The organism is Spiroplasma sp. SV19 (genome assembly GCF_030060925.1).
GTDB lineage: Bacteria > Bacillota_I > Bacilli_A > Mycoplasmatales > Mycoplasmataceae > Spiroplasma.
In genome coordinates, this window is the sequence record NZ_CP045455.1 from 532,292 (window position 1) to 552,676 (window position 20,385).

Below are 20,385 nucleotides of genomic sequence, written 5' to 3' on the forward strand. Positions count from 1 at the left end.
TCCTTTTTTTAAATCAAAAAAAATATGTTTTATAAAACATATTTTTCCTCCTATTTAATTTAAATCTTAAATAAAATTAAATGATTTAAGTTTTCTTCGATTAGAAATTTAAACTCAAAAGATACTTTTTAACTAAAATCTCTTTTATTTTTCTTTTAAATTATCAATTTCTAAATCACCATGAATTATTAAATCTTGGTCTTTTCCTAATGCGTTTGGAATAATTGTAAATGTGTTTGAGATTCCATCTGCAGCATATTTAAATGGAATTTTTGAAACAGAAGCTAATGAGTTAACAGCCCCAGTTTTATCACGGCCACTCATTGGATTAGCTCCTGGCGAAAATGGTACTCCCGCTTTTCGCCCATCTGGTGAATTACCAGTTGCCTTTCCATAAACAACATTTGATGTAATTGTTAGCACTGACATTGTTGGTTCCGAATTACGATAATGATGTTGACGACGAATTTCATTCATAAATGTTTTTACAACTAAAATTGCAATATCATCAGCTTGGTCATCATTGTTTCCATAAGTTGGAAATTCTCCTTCAGTGCGATAATCAACTACAATTCCATTCTCATCACGAATTGGATAAACTTTAGCATATTTAATTGCTGATAAAGCATCAGTTACAACTGATAAACCAGCAATTCCGGTTGCAAAGAAACGGTGTGTATCAGTGTCCATAAAACACAATTGACTTCGTTCATAGAAATATTTATCATGCATATAGTGAATAATATTTAGTGCATTTGTATATACACCCGCTAGTCATTTTGCCATTTGAACAAATTTATTTCAAACTTCTTCATAATTTAATGGTGTGTTTTCATCACCATGACATGGTTCATAACGTGGCGACACTTGATTTTTATGGACTTCATCAATCCCACCATTAATGGCATATAATAATGTTTTAACTAAATTACAACGAGCACCAAAGAATTGCATTTGCTTTCCAACTTTCATTGGTGAAACACAACAAGCAATAGCATAATCATCGCCATGGGTAACACGCATTAAGTCATCATTTTCGTATTGCATTGATGAATATAAAATTGAATACTTTGCACAAAAGGCTTTGAATCCTTCTGGTAAATTTTGTGATCATAAAATTGTTAGATTTGGTTCTGGTGAAGGTCCCATATTAGCTAAGGTATGAATATAACGAAATGCTGTTTTCGTCACTAATGTTCGACCATCTAACCCCATTCCTCCAATTGATTCCGTTGCTCAAATTGGGTCACCAGAGAATAATTGATTATATTCTGGTGTTCGCATAAATTTAACAATTCTTAATTTCATAATCATATGATCAACTAATTCTTGGGCTTCTGCTTCTGATAAAATCCCTTTTTGTAAATCACGCTCAATATAAATATCTAAAAAACTGCTTGTTCTACCATAACTCATTGCAGCGCCATTATTTTCTTTAATAGCGGCTAAATAAGCTAAATAGGTTCATTGAAATGCTTCTTTTGCATCTTTAGCTGGCTTTGACACATCAAAACCATAAGATGCTGCCATTTTTTTAATGTCTTTTAAAGCCCTAATTTGTTCTGAAATTTCTTCTCGTAATCTAATTACTTCATCAGTCATAACCGTTGATGTATTTTTCTTGTCATCCTCTTTTTGAGTGATTAAAAAGTCCACTCCATATAGCGCTAAACGACGATAATCACCAATGATTCGTCCCCGTCCATAGGCATCAGGCAACCCCGTAATAATATGTGATTTACGACATGCGCGCATATCATCAGTATAAGCATCAAAAACACCTTGATTATGTGTCTTACGATATTTTGTAAAAATTTCAACTACACGTGGTGAAACTTTGAACCCATAAGATTCATTCGCTGCTTCAACCATTCGAACTCCACCGTTTGGCATCATTGCTCTCTTAAATGGTTTTTCAGTTTGTACTCCCACGACTTTTTCTAATTCTTGGTCAATGTAACCTGGACCATGTGAAGTAATACTTGCTGGTAAATCTTCATCAGCATCTAAGACACCACCATTTTCACGTTCCTGTTTTGTTAAATCCATAACTTTTGCTCATAATTTTTCTGTTGCCATAGTTGGCCCAACCAGAAAATCATCTGCTCCAGTATATGGTTTATAGTTCATTTGAATAAATAAACGTGTGTCTACTTCATCTGTTCATTTACCCGTCTGAAAACCTTCCCACTCTGGAAATCATATTTTGTTAGTACTTATTGTTGATCAACTCCTATTGTTCTTATTTTTAACTGCTACATTCTTGATTAAATATATTTTTTAAAAAAATAGAATATTATTACCCTATACTTTTTAATATTATTTATTTTTTGCAAAATACATAATCACTAATATTATACTATTAATATTCCAAAATTTTCCAAAATTTAGTCTTTCCTTTTTATCTATAAGTGTATACTATTTATTTCATAAATAATAAATAAAAATAAAAAAACTACTGAACATAGTTTTACTTGATTCAAAAAATAAATGAAAACTCTTAAACAACCCAAAATATGTTTCTTAAACTTAATTTTTTCTTTTTTTAATAAATCATTGTTTTTTTACTGGTAATTGAACATTATTAATTGCGTTATTAAATTTATCTTGGTCTAGCACAAAATTATTATCAATGATTTCCGCAAAACCAGCTTTTAATTGTAATAATTTGATTTTACTTGCATAATTTTCCTTTTTCAAATTAACAGCAGTTGCAATAACCTTTTTATGAACAATAAAATACGCCACAGTTGGAATAATAACTGCTCCCCCTAAAAAGTTACCAATAAAAGCTGGTAATAGATTAAAACCTGCAAAATATCCGACTGATACACCCGGTAAAACTTCGGTACCAAACATTGGAGTTCCTAACATTAAAACATTCATTCAAAAAATAAATGAATTAGCAACAACATGCTGATATCCAGAAATACAAAATGCTAATAAAACAAAGAAAATACATAAAATTGAAGCAGTTGGACTTTTTGAAGAATAAGTCACATATAATGTTGCAGCAACTAAAATATTACAAAAAATCCCTGACATAAAACTATTTAAAAAAGTTATTCCCATATCACTACTAGTTACGGTTTGACCATGTGCTAACGCTCCACCAATTGAACCAATCTTATGTTGAATCATATTCATTGTTTGACCAGCAAAACTATTTAAATCAGTTGTTGTTTGGTGTCCAAAAACAGCAGCATAATAAATAATAACAGCCGCAAACAAACAACCAATAAAATTAGCTAAAAAAACTAATAATAAATTACGAACAAATAATCATGAATTCGCATGTCCTGTTGCTGCATTAATAAAGCCAACACAATGCGAAGTATAAATTCCACCACCCAAAAAGGTTACCAACAATAACCCAACTGGAAAGACAATCCCAAAAATTACTTGTTTGATTCCGGTTGTTGTAATTCCTTGAATAGCATATAATGCAGCAATATATCCAATTGAAATAAATAATCCACCTAAAAAACCATTTAATAATGTATTAATAATTCCCGCTTTAATTTTACGATCAGATGATGCAAAAGCACCGATAATTGCTTGTTCAGAATAAGATAAATGACCTTCTAAAACTGATACATCAATTTTTGATAACTTATCAATTTCATTTTGATATTTCACTATTTTAATAGTATTTTTCATTGTTTTCCCCTTTATTTTTAAAATAAACTCTGGTTTAAATTATACATTAAATCCTAATAATTTTGCAAATAATGTTCAGCATTCATCACGTCCAATGTTTTTACTGCTTGATGTTTTAATAAAATAATCACTATCAGTAAAACTTAATTTTGCTTTAATAATTTTTTCTTGTTTTTGAATGTCATTCTTTTTTAACTTATCTAATTTTGTCCCAATAATAATTGTCAAAATTTTAAAGTGCTTTAAATATTGGTACATATCACAATCATCTTGTGTCGGGGAATGACGTAAATCAACTAATAAACAAACAAATTTTAAATTATTTCGTTCTGTTAAATATTCTTCCATCATTTTTGCAAAAGCAGTTTTATAACTATCATTCACTCTTGCAAAACCATAACCTGGCGCATCAACAATTCGAAATTGATTATTATTAATTGCAAAAAAATTTAACATTCTTGTTTTTCCTGGTGTTTGTGAAACTTTTGCTAATTGTCGTTGATTTGTTAACATATTTAAAAAACTTGATTTTCCAACATTACTTTTTCCTAAAAAAGCAATTTCAGATAAATCATCGTTAATTCAACCCGCTTTATTTACTGCCGAAGTAAGGTAATTGGCATTTTTAAACTTAAACATTATTTTCCCTCCAATTGCCGATTAATTTCATACATTAAAATTGTCCCCGCCTGAGCAACATTTAATGATTCTAACTTTGGATTAATCTTAACTTGAATATTATAATCACTAAGTTTTTGTAAGTCAGGCGAAAGACCATGTCCTTCGTTTCCTAAAGCTAAAATATATTTTTCTGTTTTATGAAATTGCCAATCTTGTAAAAAAGTACTTTTTTGATTCAAATTAGTTGTAATTACTTTATATTGATTTGCTTGCAAAACTTTAATTTCTTCCAAATTAAGTTCTTTAATAATAGTTCGAAAAACAGCCCCTTGACTAGCGCGTAATACTTTATCATTAAAAATATCAACCGTATGATTATATAAAATAATATTAGTAAAATTAAAACCTAACCCAGTTCTAATTAATGTCCCCAAATTTCCTGGGTCTTGAATATTTTCTAATAACAAAATATTTTGATTAATCTCAAAATCACTTTTAGTCTTAGTCTTATTTAAATCAATCACCCCAATAATATTTTGACTATTTTTACTTTGACTTAATTTTGCTAAAATAGGTTCTGAACAAATTGTTAATAAAACACCAGAAATATTTTTTAGTTTCAACCTGTTTGGTGCTGTTGTCAAAATCTCAACTAGTAGTTCTTGTTGCAAAGCTTCTTCAAGAATATTTCAACCTTCAATTAGTGCCAAATTTAACTCTTTACGATATTTTCTCTCTTTTAACTTTGCCAATAATTTAATATGTTCATTTTGAGTTGAATTAATTTCACGATACGCCATTTACTTACTTTCTTTCTCTCTTAATTAACATACATAAAACCAACAAGATACTTTTTTGTTTTAGGGTCATCTCATTGTTTTTTACTTTTTCCTGTTTCGCGAACTGCTACCGCCATTGCTCGTGGCCGTTTCGGTGGATCTTGCATTTTTCCTAATAAAACTGACAATCCTGTTCGCTTATCTTGCTGATTACTTTCTTTGTTATAATCTTCAGCATCTTTTACACCAACTTGTTTTGCCATAATTTTAATTTTATTTTTTTTATATCAACGTTGAAATTGTAAATATTTTTCAAAACTTCATTCTTTTTCTTCTCATGTCAAAAAAATACGGTCTTTCTCTTCATCTCAACTATCTAAATAATCACGAAAATTTGTTTGTGAAGTTGGACCTTGTTCCATCATTTTAAAAGTTCGAGCAATTGTTTCTGCTAAAGTATCATACCCATAACCAATAAAAGCATTGCCTATTCAATGATGCTTATAAATTGGTTTTAAAGGATCCATTGGTTCAGTAAAAGTAACGGCATATGATCAATATTTATTATCAGCTTTACTTCGGAAAAGCTCATATCCAAATTTCTCATGTTTTATAATAACCGCATCTTTTTTAATTTTGCAAACTAAATGTTTGAAACTTTTAACGATCGTCTCAATTTCATTCTCGGTTAATGGTGCTTTTAATTTTGGTTGCTTTAATTTTAGCATATGCTCTGCATAATATGATGGCATAAATATAAACCTCTTTCTTTAAACCATATTAATTAACTAATTATAATTTTAACTTTTATAATTCGTTAAGTAAAGGATAATTATAAATTAATCTGTTCTTTAAAAATTTTTTAAAACGTTAAACACCCGCAAATATTATAATTTAAAAAAGAAAGAAACTAATTTAATTATTTTGAGAATTTAAATTTTTCTTTCTTCTTTATTTAAAAGTAATTATTAAATTATTTAATACATTTTAAATTCTATTTGAAACAATACTTTAAATTTATCACAAAAACCTTATTTTGCTTGTTGATTCAAGTAATTTTTTAGACATTTTAGCGAACAAACATTAACATTATCAATACGCATAATTTTTGATTTAAGTTTATCACACTGATAACAAACAAACTCTTTTGACTCATTTAAATGATGAGAACATGGTTTTTCTTTATGAACTCAACACTCAGTAATTTCTTGACCTAATAATTCAAAATTATTGCCATTGTCATTGACTATTCGCAAAAAACTAACGCCCTGGGTAACATCGTGACCACAAGCTGTTTCAATTAAAACAGATAAAATTTCATATGAGGAATTAGCAAAAACTAAATTTGACATTTGGTTTTCATAATTACAAGTCTCACAATCAACATATGGAATATTTGCCAAATGTTGGATTTTTGCTATTAATTCAGCAAATTTATCTAACCATTTGTTATTACTTAAAACTTTATGATTCATTTCTTTTTTCTCCCTACTTAATTGTTTTATTAAGATATTTGCGTAAACATTCTCGTGAGCAATTATTATTATTATTATTATTATTATTATTATTATCAAGAACTAAATGTTCATCATCTTGATAAAGTAATTTCTTGCAATAAACGCAAGCCACACTATTTTGTAAAACTTTAATATATGAATTAGTAGCATCATTCATTTGATTACATTTATTACATAAATTAACATTAAACTGGTCAATTGTTTCTTTTGCTACATTAATTTTGTTAAAACTAAATCCAAAAAAAAGATCATAAATATTTAAATCATCAATATCTTTTTCTGATAACAATTATTACAATAAAAGCATTAATTTTACCAATTTTAATTATTTCGTGTAAATACGCAAATAATTGATTCTTAAACTTAATTCAATATTCATAATGATGCTTAACAGTATTTTCATTATTATGTTCATTATTTTCAGTAACTGTTTTAGTGTGATCGTGTAAATCTTCTAATTTCATTATTATGTCCTCCAAAGAATTCAATGAATTAATTATAACACAAATTAGAAGCAAGAAATTAAGAACTTATATGTTAACTACTACTAGAACTAAAGCACTGAGTTCAATAGATTTGGCACAAAGATTTTAGAAATTTTATAGTATAATTGTTATATGTATTAACTATTTTTATTGTGAAAGGAGTTTATTTTATGGCTAAAAGAATGTTATCATCACTTTTCAACATCTTGTTTTGCTGATTAAATGTGATTCTATGAATTTTTAATGTGAATCCTGTCGGGACATTGCTTTTTGGAACTGATTGTCCAAATACTCGCAAAGGAAAATTTGTTTACGGATTATGTTCTTTCTTACAATGGATTTTAATGGCGACAATTATTGGAACAGTCTTCGTTATTATTTTCTGAGCAAAAGGAGAACCATCAATTGCTCAACGTCTTGCTAAATTAATGTAATAAGAAAAAGTTTTAATAAATATGCTTTACAGCAATATTTATTAAAACTTTTTTCATTCAATGTTATTTTGTAGTTAACAATGAAATTGCTTTTGTATAAATTTCTAACATTTTTTGTAAATCACTAATTTTAACATATTCATTATATGCGTGCATTGTTGATTCATTAATATCAAATTCAGCACCAAAGGCAACACAGTTTGGCATTGCCTTGGCATAAGTTCCACCACCAATTGCAACTGGTTTTGCATCCTGATCACCAGTGACATCACGATAAACCTGCATAATGTTCTTAATCATAAAACTATCAAGCGGCATATGAATTGGTTTTTCTCAAGAAATCTTTGTTAATTGTAAATGATATTTTGCTAATTCAGCAATTAATGGTTCTTCAACATCTTGTAACTGATACGAAATTGGTACACGCATATTTAGGGTCAAGCGCGTTTTTTTGGCATTAATCTCAACAATTCCGTTATTAACAATTAATGAACCAGTCTCATCCTTCATTGTTGGAAAAATCTGACTAAAATTAAAATCATTATATAAATGTTTTTTCACAAAATTAGCAATCGGAGAATCAGTTGTTAATTCAGCATATGTTGCTAATGTCACTAGTGCCGCATTAATTCCTCGTTCAGGAAGACTACCATGTGATGCTTTTCCTTTTACAATTAATCAACCATCCTCAAGCGTTGTTTCAATTTGCTTTTGGTCTAATTTAGCTTTAATTTCCGCAAGATATGGTCCTTGATAACGAACAACATCAGTAACACAATTGTATGCTTCACCACCTAATAAAATAAATTTTTCAACTTCGCCAATAATATCGGCATTAATAATTCCTTTTTCTGCATATACAACTGGAAATTCACCATCTGGGGTATAACCTAACGCTGGGGTTCCTTCGGTTGTCATATATGCGTTAATTGATGCTCAATCAGTTTCTTCTGTTAAACCAAAAATTAACCGAATACAATAATCTGGTTGATAATTATGATCTTTTAAATATTTTAAAGCATACAAATTAATAATGGTTGGTCCTTTATCATCAAATGACCCCCGCCCTAATAATTTGCCATCCTTAATTTGCGCTTGAAATGGTTCAAAATCTCATTTTTTAAGATCTCCCGCCGGAACAACATCTAAATGGCCTAAAATAGCAAAGATTTCTGAGCCAGTTCCATATTCAACATAACCATAACGATTCTCAGGATCCTGATAAGTTTTAAAACCCAATTCGGTTGCTAAATTAATTGCATAATCTAACACAGCTTTTGTTCCTGCACCAAATGGTGCATTTGGTTCTGCTGCACTACGCACCGATGGAATTTGAATAATATCTTGAATTTTTGTTAGTGCTTCTGAAAAATATTTTTCTTGTAATTTAATAACATCTATTTCCATTTTATTTTCCTTTCCCTTCTACGGGTCTTGATACTCATATCATAACATAAAATTTATTCCATAATATTAACTAAAATATCATTTAAAATATTTAATCCTTGCTGTGTACAACGTAAATGATTATTTTCAAAAACCAAATTATTTTTTGCAACTTCAGCAGCAATTTTGGTTTCATAATAAATAACTGCTTGTTGAGCATCCTTAACTGTTTGTAAATTAATACCTTCTAAAATTCGTAGTCCCATCATCAAAATTTGAAAATAATAATCTGCTAATAATATTTCCGTTTTCTTTTGGGTTCAATTGGTATATTTTCGAGTATTTTCTAATAAATAATAACCATCATCATTAATAAAACCAGTTGCTCCTGGTCCCAGTAATCAAAATGATTTATTTGTTCAATATCCTAAATTATGTTGTGATTTTTTATTATTATTAGTATAATTAGAAATTTCATACCGAACATAACCCATTTTTTTAAGCGCGGCATTAATAATTTCATCAAAAGCAATATCATAATCTGGTAATTTAACTTTAGTTTTTCCTCAGTACGAATTTTCTTTTAAAATTAGCGAGTACCAACTAATGTGATCAGGTTGTAATTGCGAAACCATTATTAAGTCTTGTTCAATATCAGCTGTTGTTTGATCAAATAAGTTGTAAATTAAATCAAAAGAAATATTATCAAATCCCTCGCTTCGCGCTAAATTATAGGTAGCAACAACATCAACAACACTATGATGACGATTAATTTTTTTCAATAATTGATCACTAAATGTTTGTACGCCAATTGATAAACGATTTACATGATATTTTTTTAAAAGTTGTAATTGACTTTTAGTAATTTTTTCAGGGTTTAACTCAATCGTATATTCAACAATTGTTGTTTGATCAATTTTTTGCAGCAATTGGAGGAGTTTTTCTAATTGACTGTCACTTAAACTATTAGGTGTACCACCCCCTAAGTAAATTGTTTTTAATTTAAATTGTGGTTGTGGCTGTAAAATTTCTTGCTCTAATGAGAATAAATACTCGTCAACCATTTCTGCTCGAGATTTCTTAATTTTAAAAAAATCACAATAAAAACAAATATGGTCACAGAAAGGAATATGTACATATAAATGTTCAATCATTATTAATCCTCATTTCTTTAGTAATAATTATAAAAGATTTTTAAAGAAAAAAGAATTGTTTTAAAAACAATTCTTAATTTCGATTAAACCAACGACCAAATAATGGTTCACCACGACGTTTACGACGACGCGCAATTAATCATGGGATTGAAATTACTAATGTTAAAATAATTAAAAAAATAATAAAAATAACTAAGCAAATTCGATTCGTTTTTTTCTTTAAAGCAGCTAATTCTTCTGGTTTAACAATTTCATATCCATAATAACCAATAATATTTGCCTTTCTTTTTTTTGTTAAAACAATATTAGCAATATGAATTCCTAATGTTGCAATTAAAATTGCAATTGTAATTGTAATTGCTGCTGTTAAATCATCAACAATTCCTCAACTTCAAAATCCAAAACGAAATTCTTCACCAGCATGTTGTTGAAAACCATAAAGAATTCCTAAAATAATACCGCCAAAGAAATATGTTGGGAATGCTAATCAATTTAAAATAATACTACGAACGGTCATTTTTTTATAATTATCAATTAAGAAGTGCGGAATTGTATGATTACCTCGCATTAAATGTGAAATGTAATTGTTTGTTTCAATCCGAACACGTGATAAATCAAAAATCCCTGCAAATAACAATCCCAATGAAATTAATAAGAAAGTAATTGTTAGAAATGGATGCGGAATATATTTTGCTTGAATTTCCATAATTGATGATAACCCTTGTTGATGTGTAATAAAATATAAAGCAATAAACAAACTTGTTGACATTGTTCCAAAAAGACCAAATGTAATCATAATTAATGTTCGAACCTTTTCTGAACGAATTTCACGGGCAATTTCTAACGGAATTAATTTATTAGCATATTCACGATTAAAATGACGACGGCGATGTTTTGTTGGTAATTGTGGTTGATAAGCATAACGATTATTTTCAAAATTATTTGCTAAAATCTGGCCTTCTAATTGAGGTGCAGGTAAATAACTATTATTTTGATAAGAAGTTGGTGGAACTGGTGGCATTGCATTTGCCATCATTTGATTTCCATCAAAATATGGTTGTGGATTTACATTCGAATAATAGTTTTTTCCATCATAAGATAATTCCGACTGGTTAAATTGTTCATTAAACTGGAGCTGACTATATGGATTAACAACACGACGTTGATAAGGACGACGATATTGATTGACATAAACATGTTCATCATTAAAATAACCATCACGATTGTGTTGATAATTCATTGCTTCTGGATGTGAATACCCACTATAATTTTGTTGACCTGCTAAATATTGCTCTTGCATAGGATTCGACATCGGCTGATGAATTCTACGAGGTAAAATTTGAGATTGAATTGGACGGGCATAATTGTTAGCTGCATCATGATTATAATAAGGTTCCACATAACCTGGTGGAGTTGGTGCTGTTACTGGTGTTGTAATTAACTCACGTTCTTCATCAAGATATTGTCTTTCATTATTTGCATAATAATTATATTGATTACTTAAATTCATTCGTGCTGGACGAATTGTATTATTATTTTGATATAACATTTCTGTATTATTTAATTGATTTTGTTTATAGGCCTCATTGGGGCGGAAGTACTGATCTTGTGGAAATTGATTTTGGGCAATACCATTATTATTTACTTGATGTTGGATGAAATTTGGATCATTTTGATTTTGTAATTCAGAATTAAAATTATCACTAAAACCATTACCTGGTTGCATTTGTGATTGTTTATCATGTTCTTTATCTTTAGTTATAAAAGATTTTACTGTATTAAAAAAACCCATACTTTGTTTCACCACCCTACTTGTGAAGATTAATTTATTTAAAAAAAGAATTATCTAGTTTTTATCACCCGTTTTTTTAGCTAGCATAATTTCTTGTTCAAAATACTCAATTTTTTCCTTAAAACTAGTTTCTTCTTTTAATTTCATCATATTTGTTCAATTTTGATTACCCTTTTTACTTCGAAATAAAGAAAAAGTAATAATAAAATAAATAAATAATAATAGCGTTGCGAATCCTAGTAAAAACCCAACTAACCCGATTATTGGAATTTCTAAATCTAAGATTTTAATACTAATAGCTAAGATTCCTCCCATATAAACACCACACTATCTAAAAGTATTATACTATAATTTTTTAATTTTTACGAAAAAATATTTTTTTATTTCAGACTATTTTCTAACATCAATAATACCGCTTTTTTAAGGGTCTGTTGTGTTTCATATGTTAAAGCTAGGGTATCAACAAAATGCAATTGTTTTATTTTAGTATAAACTGCTCCTACTGCTGCTGCTAATTTGGTTAACTTAGCATCTTTATTAATGTAAGTAATAATCTTATTATCAATTCATTTTGTTTTTTCAACGCCCAATCAATTAATATTTGTTTTTGATGACTGGTCAGTATTAATTCAACAATTGTTAGTTTTTTTATCCTTATTTCATGTTTTGCTATCTATTTGATAACCACAACTTGGTGAATAAATATTAGTTAAAGTATCTTCTGTGGCTTGAGCAATATTTAATAAACCACTCGTAATAATATATTGATCACCATAAATTTTTGATTGGGCTGTATCAACACCAACCACTTTTGTCTTTGCTTGATTATATTTAATTCGATCAATTGTATCTTGTGTCTGTGGTCCTGCTACTGGAAAAATAACATGTGCTTTTTTACTAATTAAATAATCAGAAATAACTTTTCCATCTCCTTGATTAAATGATTGTGAAAACCATGACTCATTTTTATTTAATACTGTTTGAACTTTCTTAATGGGTTGCAACTCAATAATATCTGGATTAATCGCTTGCAAAAGGTTCAAAATATCTTGCTTTAATTGTTGTAAGTTAGAATAAACACTATTTTTATTAATTATTTCATTAAAAACATCCGCTGATAATAAAAATCCTCATAAATAATTTGACACCCCAATTGGATTATCCATTCCACCATAAGTTCCAATGTTTAACTGGCGATTAAATTCTGTTTGGTGTAAATTAAGTCACATTGCTGACACAAAACCAGCTAAAAAACCAGCAATTTCTTTTTGAAACAAAATTCCCACAATATTATCTGCCCAAGGTGCTTTTTGATCCATATTTTTATGAACATTTTGTCCACTACCATCAATAAAAATTACATTATCTGCTAATGTTGCTGCTCAACCAATTGTATTCCCATGAATAAATCCAGGTAGAATTAAAGTCTTTGCTCCAGCAATACTTGCGGTAATATAAGCTGCTTTGAATTCTGCTGGTGTTAACCCGACTGGTTCAAAATAGCTCGCACGTAATTTACTATCTTGTCAATTTGATGGAACAGGTGGATGAATAAATTGAATACGGGTTTTTTCTTACAAGGATTAAACTATTGTTCCCAAACGAAACAACCCCTCTTTATTTGTTAAGATTATATTAACACATTTTTTAAAGAACACGACAAAAATTAATAAATTTTTAAACTTATTTTGTTTAAATTATCCAAAATTGTAAAATTTTTTGATATTTAATAGCACATTAATTTTATTCATTTTTGCTAATTTTAAGTACAATAAGTTTTTATATGTTTTATATGCATAGGCTTTTGCCCCATATCCCAAAGTTGATTTAATAAATCAAGATATATCACTTTCGGCCGAAACTCCAATATTGTATTCTAATTTTTGATTTTGAATTCCCTGCCGATGATTCTTAATATATCTTGCTAAATCAGTTTTTTTTAAAATCTTAGCAATCTTCAATAACTGATCACATTTACCGTGTATAAATAAGTTATAACATTTATAGTATAAATCAATTTTAGGTTGAGTTTTTCTTCCTTTTAAAAAGGCATTTCTTAGTTCTTTGGCAAAATGAAAACGATCTAAAACGTAAGTTGCTCCCAAAAAGGATGCAGTTTCCATAATTCAACCGTCCCCATCGCCACCAACAATAAATTTAATTTTTTCAGGTAGAATATAGTACTTATCTAATTCCATTAATATTCTTTGAACATAATCTTGAGTGTTAATTTCGCCTGTTTTTTGCTCTTTTAATATAACAAAACCTCTTTTATTTGCTAATACTTTTCTGTTATATTTACATTCATTGAAATTAAATCCAGTATTAAATGTTGTTATTCTACATCTAAATTTCTTAATATTTTTGCCATCTCGTAAAGTAACAAATCCCTCATCCATAAAAATATAAAGATATAAGTCATTTCTTAAATCTACTTTTTCAAAATTATTTAATAATTGACTACTAAAATGTTCAATATCATATTTTCTAATAATATTTGAAATTGTCATTCTAGTTAAATTAATATACGGAAAACAATGCAAAATATCTTTTTGTCTTTTTCCCTCTGCTAATTCCAGTATCTTTAATTCTAAGTTTAATGTTATTTTTTTCCTTTTTAAAACCCCTATTTTACCATCTACAAAGGCTTTATTTTCTCATTCCTCATTTTCTTTATTTCATCTACGATAAATTCTTCGGGTATAAGTTAATTCGCCACATTCATCTACTATTCTTCTAGATCGTTTTTCTTTAACAGATCATCCATATTTTTTATATTCTTTTTTAGAAAATATTACATCATCCATATTTTTAATATTTTCTGTAAATAGAATTTTACTTTCTTCATACTTTTTAGCAAAAAATAAACTAATAAAATCAGTTCTTTTTTTCTAACAAAATAATCACACCTCTAAATCAGGAGTTAATATATTAATATTAACCATTAGTAATTATAACTCTATGTTCAAGGAGGGAAACAAATGACATATAATAAAAAAAAGACTACTAGTTATTATCATTTAAATAAAAAATATGATCTTAATTTTAGTGATTACAACTTTGGTTTTGATTGAGAAGTATTTAAAGATTTTGTCCCTGATGTATATGCTAGATATTTTACATCTTCTTGTTTTTTTAAATTTGTCTCTGCAGGTCGTGGGACAAATAAAACATGAGTTCATATAGGATATAAATTCTTTTTAGGATGCAATTTTTTTGATACATCATCTAATATTTTAAGAAGATACGCAAATACTCACGACGATACAACATTCGGTGACGCTATAAATGTATGTAATTTTTTATATGATAAATATGGGATTGATTTAGGACCTGATAATGAAAACGGCATTGAATGACCTAAAAATTTAAAAGAGGGTGGCGAAATTATATTCCCTAGCGGTGTAAGGATAGCATTTGCCGGTTATGCAAATGGTAATAAGATTATGGGAAAAGTAGGAAAAGGAACCGGGATTCTATCTGCATGAACTGATGAAATGATACATGCCGAAGAAAAAGAAATTTTAACAGATAAAGAATTAGATAAACGTTATAATAATTTACGAATTTCTATGTTTAGATCAAAAAGTTTAAAAGTTTCGTATGAAAAATATATTGATGAAAATGGTGTAGAACAATATGATCTTGATTCCCCTATCCCGATTGAAGAATGAGAATGAACTTTTAAAGAATGAGATTTTTTGAAGCAAGAATATATAACTGTTACTACATATTTTCATAAAACATATTCTAACGAATTTACTTTCAATCCATTTGACAAATACCATATATTCTATAAAAAATTTGTAACTCCATTTCTCCCACTAAATGATCGTATTAAAAATATCTTAAAAGATAAAAATCAAATTTATTCTGAAAATAAACAAGCTTTTAATGGACTAGGAGTTTTTAATTTGCGTTTAACTATGGGTGCTGTTTGAGATAACATACCTCAAATTACAAAAAAATTAGTACTAGCAAATAAAGATGAAAGACCTGATCTTTATGAACTTGAATATTACGGTTTTGAATATAACGACAGCGACCCAAGTATTTATGTATTGAGAAATTATAGAAAATATATAAAAGAATTTAATTTAGATAACTTTTATAATAAAGAAACTAAACAATACGAATTTGATTTGTATTCAATTGGGATTGATTATGCTAATGGTAGTGAAGATGACACAGTATTTTTATTTTCAGGATATCAATTAAATGCAGATGGAACATACGATAAATATTTAATAGAAGAAAAAGTAGAGACACCTCAAAATAGAATTAATTTATCAACAACTATTGAATATTTTGGCCAGTGAGTTATCGATTGTTTTGATAAATTTGATAGATTTGAAGAGGCCACATTCCACTATGATATTAATGGACATGATTTTATGCAAACACTACAAACAGAACTTTATGAATATATTGGATATAAAATAAAAATGTTTAAGGCTATTAAACATAAGAGTACTTTAAATAAAGATGCCGGTCTTAATAATAGAGTTACCTGGTTAAGAAAAATGTTTTCCCAAAATAAAGTATACGGCAATTTAGAATCCCTCCCACATTTAGATCAATGTTTAAGTGAACTAAAATTTGGTGATAATAATACAAACATACCTGATCCAAAAATGTATCAAGATCCTTATGACGCATTATTTTATGGTTCTTACCCGTATAGATTTAAAATGAATATATAAGCAACAAACTATTTTTTTATTTATTATATTTTTCAATTAATTCTTTATTAAAAAATTTTAAACGAGGATTTAATTTATAATTCCAATCTGTACTATTTAATTCATAATCCATTATTTCACAAACAATTTCCAAATGATTATTAAATTCATCTTCTAAATAATTTAACTTCATTTGACTTCTATGAGGACAATTTTTGCAATCACTATATGAACAATTCCAAAATAATGATTTATTTCATAAATAATCATGATATTCAGTTCAAATTACATCAAACTTTTTATCATAGAATTATTTTTTAAACAAGGATATTTATTTTTATATAAAGGAGTATATTGAAATGGTGGAAGTAATTTATCGGGTTTAAAAGTAATTATTTTACATAATAGTATCATACTATCAGCTTCTGAGCATCTTAAAACAACATGTGGATGAGACTTAGTATCTTCATCATCCATAGGTAGAACCAAATTATAAACTTTTCCTAAATGTAAATCACTAATTTTACTATCATCTTTAATTTCTAATTTTTCGTTAACATTATAATTTTCTTTGCTTATCATTCAGTCTAACCACTTTTCTCTTAAATCTACATATTTTTAAAATATTCTATTGCTAATTTAAACTCTTTTTTATATAAATCTAAATGTTTAGTAACGTCCATTTTCTGATCAGAAAATGGAATTTTTCTTTTTTTCTCATCTACTTCATTATAAGCAGGATCTCAATGAGTAATTTCATATAAATCTTCACTATCTGAATCTTTAAAAAACTCATAAATTTTATCAATAAATTTAATGATTTTTTCATCTTTAAGCAACATTTTTTTAGTAAAGTTAAATACTTCAGTTTTAGAAATTCTGACTTTTTTAATTACTGGGCCATTTGTTCAGGCTTCTTCATCGTTAGGATCAAATAATGGTTCATTGTTTAAAATTAAAAAAAACACTTGAGCTAAATGCATTATCTTATAAAGCATAAATTCTCCTTTATACATTGACATATTATTAAATGTTAACAATGTATCATCACAAAACATATTACGATTTTTTTAATTAATAATCTTGCTATATCAATAGAATCGTACATTTTCAACACCTTCCTTATTGTCTTAACTTATATACTAATTATACACTTAATTCAAGTTAATAAATATTTAAATGAGTTAAAATTTGATAACAATAATATAAATATATCTTATCCAACAATGCCTGAAGATGATTATGAAACATTATTTTATGGTGATTATTTTTTAATAATTCTATTTCTTCCTCTAAATTATTAATTCTTTCAAAAAGTAACTTAATAATAATTTCTAGACCAAAGTCATTATTTTTTACATTTGTAAAAATGTTATTTAATTCCACATTACCGACTATTTTCTTTGCTTTCATAGAAGCAATTAATTTATCTTTACTTGAAAAATCTAAACCTAAACTTTCTAAAATATTAAATTTCAAATCATTATCCATTTTAACCCTCTTTATCTAATTTTATTATATCATTCTTTAAATAATTAAATATTGATTTTTTAATATTCACATGGTAAAATGATTGACATAATTATAAAAAATAAAAATTCTGGGCGAGCAAAAATTCCAAACATTTAAAAAAAGATTTTGGAATTCTTTCAAACATAATTGGGAACCCTTACAAACCTCCTCACTAAACGTTTGGAGGTTTTCCCAAGAAAATTGAAAAGGGGCGCCAAAAATTTTTTTCAAATTTTCGGAATTTTGCGAGCCCACCGCCTACTATTATGTGAAAGCGAGAACATTAATAATGAAAAGGATATTATGAACTGCAATAGGACTATGAATATCTACAATAGTATTTATGATAATAGGACTAGGGTGCTTAGGAGCAAAAGCAATAATGATACCTGGAGGTCATACTATGAATGGATATGGTATATTAAAAAGCGATGTTGCACCTGTCTTCTACAACACAACACCAATTAATTTCATTTTGTCAAAAGATTGAGATAATAATTTAAATGACCTTGTAAAAAATAAAGATTTTTATGCAAAAACTGATGAAGAAAAAATATTATTTGATAAAATGATGAATATGTACTATTGTGTGCGCCCTGGAGTAATATTTGCAATAATATTAACTCCTATTATGGCAATTTCGTCTACGGGACTCACAAGTTATTATTTAATAAAAATAAAAAAAGGATCCCATAATTAATGGATCCTTTTATATTTCTAAGGAAATTAAAGATAGTTTCTCATTATGCTTATCAAATAATAATAAATCATTAATAATTATTTCTTCTTTTTCCTTAATTATAAGTGTAATGCTATATTTTCCATACCCTCAAATTCCAGATATTTCAATATTGTTAAGTTCTGTAAGTTCCGTAATAAAATCTATTTCCAATTCTTCATTAAATTTTCCAATAACATTAACTAAATCAAATTTAGAAAATAAATTTTTATCTAATGTAGAAAATATGTTTAAACAGTCTTCTATTTTATCCTTTATGACTAAGTTTGTTAAATATTTACCATACTCACCATCATTTAATTTCAATTCGCCAGGAATAAGAGATGGTATTTTATTTGATTCTAATTCGTTAGTAATAGATAATCAATTATAATAATTTGCTTCTAATTTATATATTTCATTTGTAGATATATCTTTATTAATTAATTTAATATTATTTCCATCTGAAAAATCAAAATATAACGAATTTAATTTAACTATGCAATCTGTATACTCTCAATATCCTGATTCTTTTTCAACTGGTTTAGATATTAAATCAAAATAATATGGAGATAAAATTTTAATATCATCATTATAACCTTTATTTACTGCTAGTTTACTGTATGTTCAATTAGATAACATATAAATAATTTGCTTAAATTTTTCAACTGCTGGATCCAATAAATATGTTGGGTTGTTAAATTTTCATTCTTCAAAAATACCATCAATTACATCTTCCGGTTTTTGCCCTTCGAATTTTTGTCTAAGTTTTGCAGAATCATTTATGGGGTTTCCCTTTTCGTCATATTCTGCACCAGGAAATTTTCGGTCATAATTATAACGATAAGTTAAAAAGTTTTTTAAAACATCTTGTAAATCGCCATTAACTGGTGCTTCAGAGAATTCCAAAGTCACATCACTAAATTCATTGTCGCTAACACTTGACATTCATGCAGTATACGATTGAGCACCAACGTAATATGTTAATACTTTTTTAACTATTTTATCTTCAACTAATATTTTTTCATTTAATGGCCAGTTTGGGGGATTATCAAAAGCGACTGTTTGTCATCCAACTAATCCTCTTTGAATTCTTGCATTTTTAAATGTTTGCTGACGTTTTGCGGGAGTTTTATTGTCTATACTCACTAAATCTAATATGTCTTTTTCAGTAATATACTTTTTTGATAAATTTCAATTTAAGAAACTTTTACCTAATCAATATTCAAAAATTCTTAAATTTGGTTCAGTTTCAATAGGCATTGACAATAAAGGAAATAACTGCGCATTTTTAATTATCGATTTTGCATATGAATAATAATTGTTATTATTTCCTCAACATTTAACATTTCCTAATAACATTGATTTAGGATAATTAATTTTAATTCCTTTAAAAATAGTTTCTTCGGACAATTGTTTTTGTAAAACAATATGAATACTATTTTGATTTTTTCATTTAAAATCTGTTATTTTAACTAAATGAGTAGTTTTAAATACTGTAATTCCATCAGGTGAATATGCCCTATTGTATTCTTCAATAATAAAAGTATTATTTTTATTATCTTCAGTAATTGGCTCGTTAATAGATATTAATTTTAAGTCATATGATTCTAAAAATTCTTTATCTTTTTAGAAATTTCATTGA

The 20,385-nt window shown here is 27.5% G+C and carries 22 protein-coding genes; 3 read left to right on the plus strand and 19 right to left on the minus strand.

From position 1 onward, the window contains the following. Positions 1 to 144 precede the first annotated feature (144 nt). The 8 genes from pflB to E7Y35_RS02535 all read right to left on the minus strand — a co-directional run bounded on the left by pflB (position 145) and on the right by E7Y35_RS02535 (position 7,041). A complete protein-coding gene (gene pflB, locus E7Y35_RS02500) occupies positions 145 to 2,130 on the minus strand; it encodes a formate C-acetyltransferase (protein ID WP_283272773.1) in 1,986 nt (661 codons plus the stop codon). Positions 2,131 to 2,529: 399 nt separating this feature from the next. Then, the gene (locus E7Y35_RS02505) at positions 2,530 to 3,660 is read right to left on the minus strand and encodes a formate/nitrite transporter family protein (protein WP_283272774.1); all 1,131 of its coding nucleotides are present in this window, start codon (positions 3,658 to 3,660) and stop codon (positions 2,530 to 2,532) included. Between the two features lie 39 nt (positions 3,661 to 3,699). Next, positions 3,700 to 4,299 carry a ribosome biogenesis GTP-binding protein YihA/YsxC gene (yihA, locus tag E7Y35_RS02510; RefSeq protein WP_283272775.1) on the minus strand — a complete coding sequence of 200 codons (600 nt, stop codon included), beginning with the start codon at positions 4,297 to 4,299 and terminating at the stop codon, positions 3,700 to 3,702. Continuing rightward, positions 4,299 to 5,081: a TrmH family RNA methyltransferase gene (locus E7Y35_RS02515; RefSeq protein WP_283272776.1), complete on the minus strand. Its 783-nt coding sequence runs from the start codon at positions 5,079 to 5,081 to the stop codon at positions 4,299 to 4,301. Before E7Y35_RS02515 ends, yihA begins: the two co-directional genes overlap by 1 nt. Positions 5,082 to 5,101: 20 nt before the next feature. Continuing rightward, positions 5,102 to 5,812, minus strand: a complete 711-nt coding sequence (locus E7Y35_RS02520) for a hypothetical protein (protein WP_283272777.1) — start codon at positions 5,810 to 5,812, stop codon at positions 5,102 to 5,104. Between the two features lie 279 nt (positions 5,813 to 6,091). Further along, entirely contained in the window at positions 6,092 to 6,535 is a 444-nt protein-coding gene (locus E7Y35_RS02525; RefSeq protein WP_283272778.1) for a hypothetical protein, read from the minus strand. Positions 6,536 to 6,548: 13 nt separating this feature from the next. Continuing rightward, on the minus strand, positions 6,549 to 6,866 hold the full coding sequence (locus tag E7Y35_RS02530; protein ID WP_283272780.1) for a hypothetical protein: 318 nt from the start codon (positions 6,864 to 6,866) through the stop codon (positions 6,549 to 6,551). Next, positions 6,808 to 7,041: a hypothetical protein gene (locus tag E7Y35_RS02535; RefSeq protein ID WP_283272781.1), complete on the minus strand. Its 234-nt coding sequence runs from the start codon at positions 7,039 to 7,041 to the stop codon at positions 6,808 to 6,810. The genes E7Y35_RS02530 and E7Y35_RS02535 overlap by 59 nt, the downstream gene beginning before the upstream one ends. A gap of 191 nt (positions 7,042 to 7,232) precedes the next feature. Between E7Y35_RS02535 and E7Y35_RS02540 the strand changes: the two genes are divergently transcribed. Then, positions 7,233 to 7,496, plus strand: coding sequence for a hypothetical protein (locus E7Y35_RS02540; protein WP_283272782.1), 264 nt, complete (start codon positions 7,233 to 7,235; stop codon positions 7,494 to 7,496). Between the two features lie 63 nt (positions 7,497 to 7,559). Here the strand turns inward: E7Y35_RS02540 and E7Y35_RS02545 are convergent, their stop codons facing one another. The 6 genes from E7Y35_RS02545 to E7Y35_RS02570 form a co-directional block, all read right to left on the minus strand. Continuing rightward, the gene (locus E7Y35_RS02545) at positions 7,560 to 8,903 is read right to left on the minus strand and encodes a Sapep family Mn(2+)-dependent dipeptidase (RefSeq protein WP_283272783.1); all 1,344 of its coding nucleotides are present in this window, start codon (positions 8,901 to 8,903) and stop codon (positions 7,560 to 7,562) included. 53 nt (positions 8,904 to 8,956) lie between these two features. Further along, a complete protein-coding gene (hemW, locus tag E7Y35_RS02550) occupies positions 8,957 to 10,036 on the minus strand; it encodes a radical SAM family heme chaperone HemW (protein ID WP_283272784.1) in 1,080 nt (359 codons plus the stop codon). Positions 10,037 to 10,109: 73 nt separating this feature from the next. Then, entirely contained in the window at positions 10,110 to 11,828 is a 1,719-nt protein-coding gene (locus tag E7Y35_RS02555) for an MSC_0882 family membrane protein (RefSeq protein WP_283272785.1), read from the minus strand. A gap of 54 nt (positions 11,829 to 11,882) precedes the next feature. Further along, positions 11,883 to 12,143 (minus strand): hypothetical protein, encoded by a 261-nt coding sequence (locus tag E7Y35_RS02560; protein ID WP_283272786.1) that lies wholly within the window; start codon positions 12,141 to 12,143, stop codon positions 11,883 to 11,885. Positions 12,144 to 12,208: 65 nt separating this feature from the next. Further along, positions 12,209 to 13,147 carry a BMP family ABC transporter substrate-binding protein gene (locus E7Y35_RS02565; protein WP_283272787.1) on the minus strand — a complete coding sequence of 313 codons (939 nt, stop codon included), beginning with the start codon at positions 13,145 to 13,147 and terminating at the stop codon, positions 12,209 to 12,211. 378 nt (positions 13,148 to 13,525) lie between these two features. Beyond that, positions 13,526 to 14,701, minus strand: coding sequence for an Mbov_0401 family ICE element transposase-like protein (locus E7Y35_RS02570; protein WP_502957516.1), 1,176 nt, complete (start codon positions 14,699 to 14,701; stop codon positions 13,526 to 13,528). A gap of 108 nt (positions 14,702 to 14,809) precedes the next feature. Between E7Y35_RS02570 and E7Y35_RS02575 the strand changes: the two genes are divergently transcribed. Beyond that, a complete protein-coding gene (locus tag E7Y35_RS02575) occupies positions 14,810 to 16,531 on the plus strand; it encodes a hypothetical protein (protein ID WP_283272789.1) in 1,722 nt (573 codons plus the stop codon). Positions 16,532 to 16,547: 16 nt separating this feature from the next. On the opposite strand, the gene E7Y35_RS02580 is transcribed toward E7Y35_RS02575, so the two are convergent. From E7Y35_RS02580 to E7Y35_RS02595, 4 genes are all read right to left on the minus strand, one after another. After that, positions 16,548 to 16,703, minus strand: coding sequence for a hypothetical protein (locus E7Y35_RS02580; RefSeq protein ID WP_283272790.1), 156 nt, complete (start codon positions 16,701 to 16,703; stop codon positions 16,548 to 16,550). A 92-nt stretch (positions 16,704 to 16,795) separates the two neighbouring features. After that, positions 16,796 to 17,092 (minus strand): hypothetical protein, encoded by a 297-nt coding sequence (locus E7Y35_RS02585; RefSeq protein ID WP_283272791.1) that lies wholly within the window; start codon positions 17,090 to 17,092, stop codon positions 16,796 to 16,798. 26 nt (positions 17,093 to 17,118) lie between these two features. After that, positions 17,119 to 17,508, minus strand: coding sequence for a type II toxin-antitoxin system antitoxin SocA domain-containing protein (locus E7Y35_RS02590; RefSeq protein WP_283272792.1), 390 nt, complete (start codon positions 17,506 to 17,508; stop codon positions 17,119 to 17,121). 166 nt (positions 17,509 to 17,674) lie between these two features. Then, positions 17,675 to 18,001, minus strand: a complete 327-nt coding sequence (locus tag E7Y35_RS02595) for a hypothetical protein (protein ID WP_283272793.1) — start codon at positions 17,999 to 18,001, stop codon at positions 17,675 to 17,677. A gap of 310 nt (positions 18,002 to 18,311) precedes the next feature. On the opposite strand from E7Y35_RS02595, the gene E7Y35_RS02600 reads away from it, so the two are divergent. Beyond that, positions 18,312 to 18,722, plus strand: a complete 411-nt coding sequence (locus tag E7Y35_RS02600; protein WP_283272794.1) for a hypothetical protein — start codon at positions 18,312 to 18,314, stop codon at positions 18,720 to 18,722. Positions 18,723 to 18,731: 9 nt separating this feature from the next. Here E7Y35_RS02600 and E7Y35_RS02605 read toward each other — a convergent pair whose 3' ends face one another. Beyond that, entirely contained in the window at positions 18,732 to 20,153 is a 1,422-nt protein-coding gene (locus E7Y35_RS02605; RefSeq protein WP_283272795.1) for a hypothetical protein, read from the minus strand. Positions 20,154 to 20,385 lie beyond the last annotated feature (232 nt).